This is a genomic window from Microbacterium sp. UBA7513 (assembly GCF_002478345.1).
GTDB lineage: Bacteria > Actinomycetota > Actinomycetes > Actinomycetales > Microbacteriaceae > Microbacterium.
In genome coordinates, this window is sequence record NZ_DLNJ01000029.1 from 1 (window position 1) to 8,901 (window position 8,901).

Genomic DNA, 8,901 nt, shown 5'->3' on the forward strand with positions numbered 1-8,901 from the left:
CGGTCGATGGTGCGCAACATGAAGATCGCCGCCGACCTCGGCTACCTCGACGTGCCCAAGGGCGTGCTCATCGACATCAAGGACGTCGACGACCTGCCCGACGACCAGGTCGTGCTCATGTGCACCGGGTCCCAGGGCGAGCCGATGGCAGCGCTCTCCCGCATGGCCAACCGCAACCACCGCATCGAGGTCGGCGACGGCGACACCGTCATCCTCGCCTCCTCGCTCATCCCCGGCAACGAGAACTCGGTGTTCAAGGTCATCAACGGCCTCATGAAGCTCGGCGCGAAGGTGATCTCGAAGGCCGATGCGAAGGTCCACGTCTCCGGTCACGCGTCCGGCGGCGAGCTCCTCTACTGCTACAACATCGTCAAGCCCCGCGGCGTCATGCCCGTCCACGGCGAGTGGCGACACCTGCTCGCCAACGCCCGCCACGCCGAGGCGACCGGGGTCGATCCCGACAACATCGTCCTCGCCGACGACGGTTGGGTCGTCGACCTCAAGGACGGCCACGCCGAGGTGGTCGGTGCCGTCGACTGCAACTACGTCTTCGTCGACGGTTCGTCCGTCGGTGAGATCACCGAGGCGGATCTCAAGGACCGTCTCGTGCTCGCCGGTGAGGGCTTCGTGACGATCTTCCTCGCCGTGAACTCGCAGACGAAGACGCTCATCGCCGGCCCTGAGATCCATGCCCGCGGCGTCGCCGAGAACGACTCCGTCTTCGACTCGATCATCCCCAAGGTGACCAAGGCCGTCGAGGAGGCCCTCGAGTCGGGGACGACGGACCAGTACCAGCTCCAGCAGGTCGTGCGCCGCACGGTCGGGCGCTGGGTGTCCTCGAAGCTGCGGCGCAAGCCGATGATCGTCCCCATGGTCGTCATCGTCTGAGGATCTGCGCGGTCGCCGGCGGCCGGTCGCTTGTCGGCGGCCGCTGGGTGCTGCTTGAGCGCGGTGAGCCGACACGCGCGTGGTGATTTCACCGCGCCTGTGTCGGTTCACCGCGCTTTTGCCGTGTGTGCGGTGGCATGGCGGGCGGATTGCCCGGAGTCGAGGACGCCCAGTGTCGATTCTGGACGCTCGAATCGACACTGCGGGTCCTCAAGTCGCGGGGGAGGGCGGCCGACGCCCGCCGGCGTCAGGCTGAGCGCCCGCTCGCGCCCAGTGCCCACCACGTCAGGCGTTCGCGACGAGCGGCTTTCCTGCCGACTTCCGCGCGAGGACGACGAGGACGATGAGGCCGACGACGACCGCGCTGAGCACCACCGTGCCCGAATTCGCGCCCAGGCCGTTGATGCCGATGAACGCGAGCGCACCGGCAGTGAGCGCGTAGACGAGCATGGGGATCGACGTGCGCCGGATGAGCTCGCCCTCGCGCCCGATGAGACCGACCGTCGCCGAGGCGGCCACGACGTTGTGGACGGCGACCATGTTTCCCGCCGCCCCGCCGACGGCCTGTGCGGCCACCACCGTCTCCGGCGAGGCCGCGCCGATCGCGACGCCGGTGGAGAACTGGAACTGGGAGAACATGATGTTCGAGACCGTGTTCGATCCCGCCACGAATGCGCCGAGCGCCCCGATGAAGGGGGCGAGCAGGGGCCAGGCGTCGCCGACGGTGGAGGCGGCCGCCTCGGCGAGGGTGACCGGCATCGAATCGAGGCCCGCGTTGTTGTAGTCCGACCCGGAGTTGATGAACACGCGCACGAGCGGCAGGGAGCACAGGAGTGCGACGGCGGCTCCGGCGATCTGGCCCCCGGCGATCCGCCACGACGACCCGATCTGCTCCTTCGTCATCCGGTGGATGAGGTAGGTCAGTCCGCACGCGAGGACGAAGATCGCGCCGGGCGACCAGAGCAGATCCATGTTCTGGTTGATCGGGGTTCCGAAGATCCCCTCGATCTTGATCACGGCCGGACCGTTGAGGAACTCCTTGATCGGGGGCACGTTGCGGGTGATGAGGAGGAGGGCGACGACGATGAGGTAGGGCGCCCAGGCTCGGGCCAGTGACATCTTCTTCTGCAGGTGCGCGGCCTCGTCGGCGGGGTCGACGGTGCCCATCCAGAAGGCCGGCCACATCGATCGGGGCGCGAAGTCCCAGACCGTCTTCGGCATGAGGAATCCCATGCGGGAGGTCGTGACGACGATGGCCAACCCGATGAGCCCGCCGAGCAGGGAGGGGAACTCAGGACCGAGGAACATCGCGACGAGGATGTAGGGCACGATCATCGCGAACGCGGAGTAGATCGCGAATGGGGCGACGGCGAGTCCATCGGCGAACCGGCGCCGCTCCCCGAAGAACCCGGTCATCAGGCACGCGAGCAGCAGCGGGATGAGGATGCCGCACACCGCGTGGATGAGGGCGACCTGGACGGCGGTGTGGGCGACGAACTGCGACTGGTCGAGGCCGAGCTGGGCGGCGCGGGCGGCGACGTCGGGCGACATGGACCCTTCCTCCTGGGACAGGCCGGTGCCGATGCCGACGATCATCGGGGTGCCCACGGCACCGAAGCTCACCGGCGTCGACTGGATGATGAGCCCGGCGAGGACCGCGGCGATCGCGGGGAACCCGAGGGCGAGCAGGAGCGGGGCGACGACGGCGGCCGGGGTGCCGAAGCCGGCGGCGCCCTCGATGAAGGACCCGAAGAGCCACGCGACGATGATGACCTGGACCCGCCGGTCGGGGGAGATGGAGACGAAGCCTGCGCGGATCGTCTCGATGGCGCCGGACCGGGTGATCGTCGCGAGCAGGAGGAGTGCGCCGAAGACGATCCACAGCAGTCCGATCGCCACGAGCAGGCCCTGGACGACGGAGGCGGCGATCGTCACCCATTCGATCTGCCATGCGAAGTTCGCGACGAGGGCTGCGGCGATGAGTCCGACGGGCATCGCGTACTTCGCCGGCCAGCGGAAGCCGATGAGGAGGACGCCCGCGAGCAGGATCGGAGTGAGGGCGAGAAGGGCGGCTACGGCAAGGTTGTCCATCGTCGTTCCGATCCGTGGCGACGCTGCCACTGGTAGGGGAGCCGCGGTGGGCACGGCCTCTGGTGTCATCTTTGCCCGGACCGATGTCCCTGGTCAAGGGTGCAGTCCGCTCGCCGAGGCGGGGTGAGGTCGATCGGTCGGGTGGCGTCATCGGTCCGCCGAGGTGGCCCGCCGCCCCCGGCGAGGCGGCCCCCACCCCCGCCGAGGCGGCCCAGCTGTGCCCGCCCGACCGTCAACCTGGCCGCCAGCCCATCCTCCCAACCGGCCTGGTCCGGACGCCAAGGTCGCCTGTGGGTCTTGAGTCGGCTCGCCAGGGCCGATAATGTCGTCAGTGTCGGGCGTCACACGACCTCCGGCAGGAGAGCTCCACCCGGAGAACTCCGGCTGGGGACCTCCACCAGGGGCGTGGGCCGCTCGCTCGCACACAGCGCACCGCTGGCAGTCGGCTGCCCGCGGCTGACGAAGGAGTCGGAGCTCATGACGTTCATCCCCAGAGAGTCAGACGAGACGATTCCCGGCCTGCCCGAGGTCGTCGACGCCGACACGTGGCGCAACGAACGCGCCCAGCTCCTCGACCGGGAGAAGGCCCACACCGCCGAGGCGGACGCCATCGCCGCCGCCCGTCGCACCCTGCCGATGGTCGAGATCGACGGTGACGCCGAGGTCCATGGCGAGGACGGCGCGGTCGCCTTCCGCGAGCTCTTCGACGGCCGCGACGAACTCATCGTCTACAAGCACATGTGGTACGACGGCGCACCCCATCAGGGTCAGTGCGAAGGCTGCACCGCCGTGGCCTGGAGCCTCCAGGACTCCGTCTACCTCAACGCCCGCGGCGTCTCCTTCGCCGTCCTCACCTCCGGGGCGTGGTCCGAGGTCCGCCCGTACGTCCACTTCATGGGATACGAGCAGCCGTGGTTCTCCGTCCGCGGTCTCGACGAACCGCTCGGTGGGGACATGGGGTCCCTGCTCAGCTTCGTTCGCCGAGGCGACCGGGTGTTCCTCACGTATTCGACGACCGGACGGGGTGTCGAACCGGTGACCGGGTTCCTCGGTCTCCTCGACATGACTCCCTTGGGTCGGCGCGAGGGGTGGGAGGACGTGCCCGAGGACTGGCCTGAGGTCCCCGACGCGGGATCGCCCGTCGGCGGACGCGGGTCGCCGGTCGGATGGTACTGGCGCACCGACGACGCGGGACGGGCCACATGGGGCCCGACATCGCGCCCGGTTCCCCAGTGGACGCGGCGCGGCGCGGCGCCGGTGACCTCGCTCGGACGCGACGGCCACGGTCACTGAGAACCGCGCCGCGTCGCCCGACGCTGAGACCGGGCGCCCCCGGTCCCCTTCGCGGGGCGCAGGCACGCGGCCCCTGGTGCTGGGCACCCGTCCGGGGTCCCCGACCCCGACGCCACGAACGGGCCATTCTCGGGGTGGTCCCGCCTCGGCGAGGGGGTGTGCGGACACGGCTCCGGCAGAGGTTTGACGAGACGTGGATCACGTCATAGTCTTTTCGGTGTGTGAACAATAAATTTCACGATGTGAAAGTTTCGCCGGTCAAACCCCGTTGCCAGCGATACTCGACGCACCGCAGAGGTGCTGTAGAAGGAGAACCACCGATGACTGCTCATATCGAGAACCTCGACGTTCCCGCAGGGATGGAGATCAGGGGCGAGCTGCCCGACGGGGCGGAGAAGGTGCTCACCCCGCAGGCGCTCGAGCTCATCGCCGAGCTGCACCGGAAATTCAACGGGGACCGCCTCGAGCGTCTCGAGGCCCGCCGGGTGCGCCAGCAGGAGATCGCGAACGGCGCCGACCTCGACTTCCTTCCCGAGACCAAGGAGATCCGCGAGGACGAGACCTGGCAGGTCGCCCCGCCTGCGCCCGGCCTCGAGGACCGTCGCGTCGAGGTCACCGGCCCGACGTACAAGAAGATGACGATCAATGCGCTCAACTCGGGTGCGAAGGTGTGGCTGGCCGACCAGGAGGACGCGAACACCCCGCAGTGGGACTCGGTCATCGGCGGTCAGATCAACCTCCTCGACGCCCTCACCCGCGAGATCGACTTCACCTCGCCCGAGGGCAAGGAGTACACGCTCGCCCCCGACGAGGAGCTGCCGACGATCGTCGTCCGCCCCCGCGGGTGGCACATGCCGGAGAAGCACATCCTCGTCGACGGTGAGGAGACCTCGGGGTCGCTCGTCGACTTCGCGCTCTACTTCGCCACCGCCGGGCAGCTCCAGATCGAGAAGGGCAAGGGCCCGTACTTCTACCTTGCGAAGATGGAGTCCCACCTCGAGGCGCGCCTGTGGAACCAGGTCTTCGAGCACGCTGAGGACTCCTTCGGCCTCGCCCGCGGCACGATCCGCGCGACCGTGCTCATCGAGACCTATCCGGCGGCGTTCGAGATGGAGGAGATCCTCTACGAACTCCGCGAGCACTCCGCGGGCCTCAACGCCGGCCGCTGGGACTACATCTTCTCCGTCATCAAGAACTTCCGCTCCCGCGGCTCCGACTACCTCCTGCCCGACCGTTCGGACGTGACGATGACGGTGCCCTTTATGCGTGCCTACACCGAGCTGCTCGTGCGCACGTGCCACAAGCGCGGGGCGCATGCGATCGGCGGCATGAGCGCGTTCGTCCCGGCCAAGGACCCCGAGGCCAACGAAGCGGCGTTCGCCAAGGTCCGCGAGGACAAGTCCCGTGAGGCCGGCAACGGCTTCGACGGCTCGTGGGTCGCCCACCCGGGCATGGTCGCCCTGTGCAAGGAGGTCTTCACCGAGACCCTCGGCGACAAGCCCAACCAGATCGACAACAAGCGCGAGGATGTCTCCGTCACCGCCGCCGAGCTCCTCGACGTCAAATCCACCCCGGGTGCCATCACCGAGGCGGGGCTGCGGACGAACATCAGCGTCGGCATCCAGTACCTGCGGGCGTGGCTCGAGGGCAACGGTGCGGTCGCGATCCACGGGCTCATGGAGGATGCGGCGACCGCCGAGATCTCCCGCTCCCAGGTGTGGCAGTGGCTCGACGCAGGCGTCGAACTCGACACCGGTGAGAAGGTCACTCGGGAGCTCGTCGAGAAGCTCGTCGCCGAGGAGGTCGCGAAGCTTCCCGGTGACGAATCCGACTGGAAGGACGCCACCGACCTCTTCCTCTCCGTGGCCGTCGCCCCCGACTACGTCGACTTCCTCACCCTGCCCGCGTACGCGAAGATGGCCTGAGGTCTGAGGCCTGAGGCCCTGAGGCCTGAGGCCCTGAGGCCTGAGGCCCTGAGGCCTGCGGCGCGAGGCCCTGAGGCCTGAGGCGCGGGCGTCGTCCGGCGATCAGGCGGCACCGACGCGGTGATCCGACACTCCGCAACCACCGACGCGGTGATCCGACAAAAACGCGGTTAGCAGACCGCGTTTTTGCCGGATCACCGCGTTGTTGTTTCTGGTCGGTTGTGTCACCGCGTTGTTGTCGATGTGGTCCAGTGGTGTTCCCTCGCCGAGGCGGGGCCGGGGTCACGATGTCGTCGTGGAGTCGGCGAGGGCGTCGAGTTCGCGGGGGAGCGTGCGCATCCCGACCAGCGGGGAGATGAGCACCGGCAGGGCGGAGAGCACGGCGAGGCCCGCGAAGATCCACAGTGTGGCAACGATGCCGATCCCCTGCGCGATGGTCCCGCCGAGGAACGCCCCCACGGGCATCGGACCCCACACGAGGAAGCGGATCGAGGCGTTCATCCGCCCGAGCAGCGGCTTCGGGCACAGCCGCTGGCGGAAGCTCACCTGCGTGACGTTGTAGACGACGACGCAGCATGAGAGGACGAGCCACCCGATGAGCAGCGTCGGCAGCGACGGGAGGACGGAGGCGAGGGGGACGGCGAGTGAGGTGAGGCCGGACAGCGTCGCCGAGACCGCGATCGAGCGGCCCTCGCCGATAACCTTCTGCACCCACGACGAACTCAGTGCCCCGACGATGCCGCCGACGGCACCAAGGGACATGACGAGTCCGAGTTGGAACTGGTTGAGGTCGAGGGTGCGCAGCGCGTAGAGGACGAGGAGTGCGAAGATCGCCGAGGAGGCGAAGTTCGACAGGCCCGTGCATGCGACGATCCGGCGCAGCAGCGGGTGTCCGAAGACGAAGGCGAGGCCCTCGCGGATGTCGGCGACGAGCGTCGGTCTGCTGTCGGGCTGTGGCGTGTCTTCGCGGTGGCGGATGCGGCTGACGAAGAGGCTCGAGAGTCCCATGCACACGCTCGTCACCGCGATCGTCAGTGGTCCGCCGATGAGGCCGACAAGTCCTGACGCCGTCGAGGGGCCGACGACGAGGGCGGTCTGCTGGCTCGCCTGAAGTTTGCCGTTGCCGTCGCCGATCTGGTCGCCCGCGACGATCTCGGGCAGATAGGACTGGTTCGCGACGTCGAAGAAGACGGTGACGACGCCGACGCATGCTGCGACGATGCAGAGCTGGACCATGGTGAGCAGGTCGAGCGCCCACGCGAGCGGGATCGTGAGGAGGAACGCGGCGCGGAGCAGATCGCCTGCGACGATGACCTGCTGCTTGCGCATCCGGTCGACCCAAGCGCCGGCCGGGAGGCTGATGAGGAGGAAGGCGGCGTTCTCGAGCGCGGCGAGGACGCCCATCTCGAACGCGTTCGCCTCGAGCAGCTGCACGGCGATGAGAGGGAGGGCGAAGAGGACGAGCTGGTTGCCGAAGACGGAGACAGTGTCGCCCATCCACAGCTGCCGGAAGTCGTGGTGGCGCCACAGAGAGCGTGGTCCGGTCGGAGAGCCAGAGCTCGACGACGAAGTCGGCAGAGCGCTGTCCGCGGGTGAGGACCTTGGCTCGGTCTGTGTCGCAGTGTCGCTCGACGGTGCTGTCGGGGGCATGCTGCTTGACGACGTGCTTGCGTTCGACGGTGAGTCCGGGGGAGTGGTGCTCGGGCACGATTCCGCCGGCTCTGACTGAGAGACCGGTGCGGGCAGCGGTGAAGGCATCGGGGGCGGTGTCGTCGGCACCGGTGTAGTCGGCGGATTAGTAGCGTCGTCTGTGCTCATGGGCTCTTCTTCGAGTCAGCGGGAATCACAGCAGTGATTGAGTTCTCTCAATCAGTAGTCTGACACCACTGCGCTCGGCGGACAATGCCCCATTTCGAAGTGATTGACTTCTCTCAACCGTTGGCTAGCGTTGACGGCATGAATGCGGAGACGCCATGAACGCGAAGCCGGCAATGCCTGGCGAGGGGCGAGAAGGCCCACCGCCAAGCACTGGCCGCGATAGCGAGCCCCTGACCCGCGACGCCGAGCGTCCGACTCGCACCGCCGAGCGTGTCGCCGAGGCGATCGAGCGCCGCCATGCCACCGACGCGGAGGCGAAGGCGCTCGCCTCGAGCGTGCGGCTCCGGATTCTGCGCCTGTGCCTCAACGAGGCGCTGACCAACCGTGAGATCGCCGAGGCGACCGGGCTCAATCCTGCGACCTCCCTCCACCATGTGCGGATGCTCGCCGACACCGGGTTCCTCGCGGCCCAGGAGGTGCGCCGCGGTCGCCGCGGCGCACGGGAGATCCCGTACCTCGCGACCGGCAAGAGCTGGTTCATCGATGCCGGTGACGTGACGAACCCGATGATCGATGCGTTCTCCGCGGAGTTCTCGGCAGCCCCGTACGAAGAGCGGACGATGAGTCGGATGGCCGCGATGCTCACCGCCGAGGAGGTCGTCGAGTTCCGGCAGCGACTCGAGAGCCTCATCGAGGACTTCCGCTCCAGGAACTCCGCCGACCGGACCGAGTCAGCCGCCGAGGTGCGCGAGTGGGCGGTCTTCGTCGCGATGCACCCGAGCACGCGCACCAGTTCTGCCGGCGACCGCCTCGGCGGCCCCGACGACGACGAGCAGCCACCGACGCGGTGAACCGACACAAACGCGGCGACGCGACGCCCCTCCGA

At 68.4% G+C, this 8,901-nt stretch carries 6 protein-coding genes; 4 read left to right on the plus strand and 2 right to left on the minus strand.

Annotation, left to right across the window (positions count from 1 at the left end; translation table 11 throughout):
* Positions 1-888 (plus strand): ribonuclease J (locus B2W79_RS15085; protein ID WP_292790792.1); only part of this gene is annotated, 888 nt, incomplete at its 5' end.
* A gap of 285 nt (positions 889-1,173) precedes the next feature.
* Here B2W79_RS15085 and B2W79_RS15090 read toward each other — a convergent pair.
* Positions 1,174-2,979 (minus strand): L-lactate permease, encoded by a 1,806-nt coding sequence (locus B2W79_RS15090; RefSeq protein WP_063249005.1) that lies wholly within the window; start codon positions 2,977-2,979, stop codon positions 1,174-1,176.
* A 477-nt stretch (positions 2,980-3,456) separates the two neighbouring features.
* Here B2W79_RS15090 and B2W79_RS15095 point away from each other — a divergent pair, with 477 nt between their 5' ends.
* Positions 3,457-4,272 (plus strand): DUF899 family protein, encoded by an 816-nt coding sequence (locus B2W79_RS15095; RefSeq protein WP_280559498.1) that lies wholly within the window; start codon positions 3,457-3,459, stop codon positions 4,270-4,272.
* Between the two features lie 320 nt (positions 4,273-4,592).
* Positions 4,593-6,197 (plus strand): malate synthase A, encoded by a 1,605-nt coding sequence (aceB, locus tag B2W79_RS15100; protein ID WP_095376491.1) that lies wholly within the window; start codon positions 4,593-4,595, stop codon positions 6,195-6,197.
* 282 nt (positions 6,198-6,479) lie between these two features.
* Here aceB and B2W79_RS15105 read toward each other — a convergent pair whose 3' ends face one another.
* Entirely contained in the window at positions 6,480-7,775 is a 1,296-nt protein-coding gene (locus tag B2W79_RS15105; RefSeq protein ID WP_040341832.1) for an MFS transporter, read from the minus strand.
* 395 nt (positions 7,776-8,170) lie between these two features.
* Here B2W79_RS15105 and B2W79_RS15110 point away from each other — a divergent pair, with 395 nt between their 5' ends.
* Positions 8,171-8,866, plus strand: coding sequence for an ArsR/SmtB family transcription factor (locus B2W79_RS15110; RefSeq protein WP_131248107.1), 696 nt, complete (start codon positions 8,171-8,173; stop codon positions 8,864-8,866).
* Positions 8,867-8,901 lie beyond the last annotated feature (35 nt).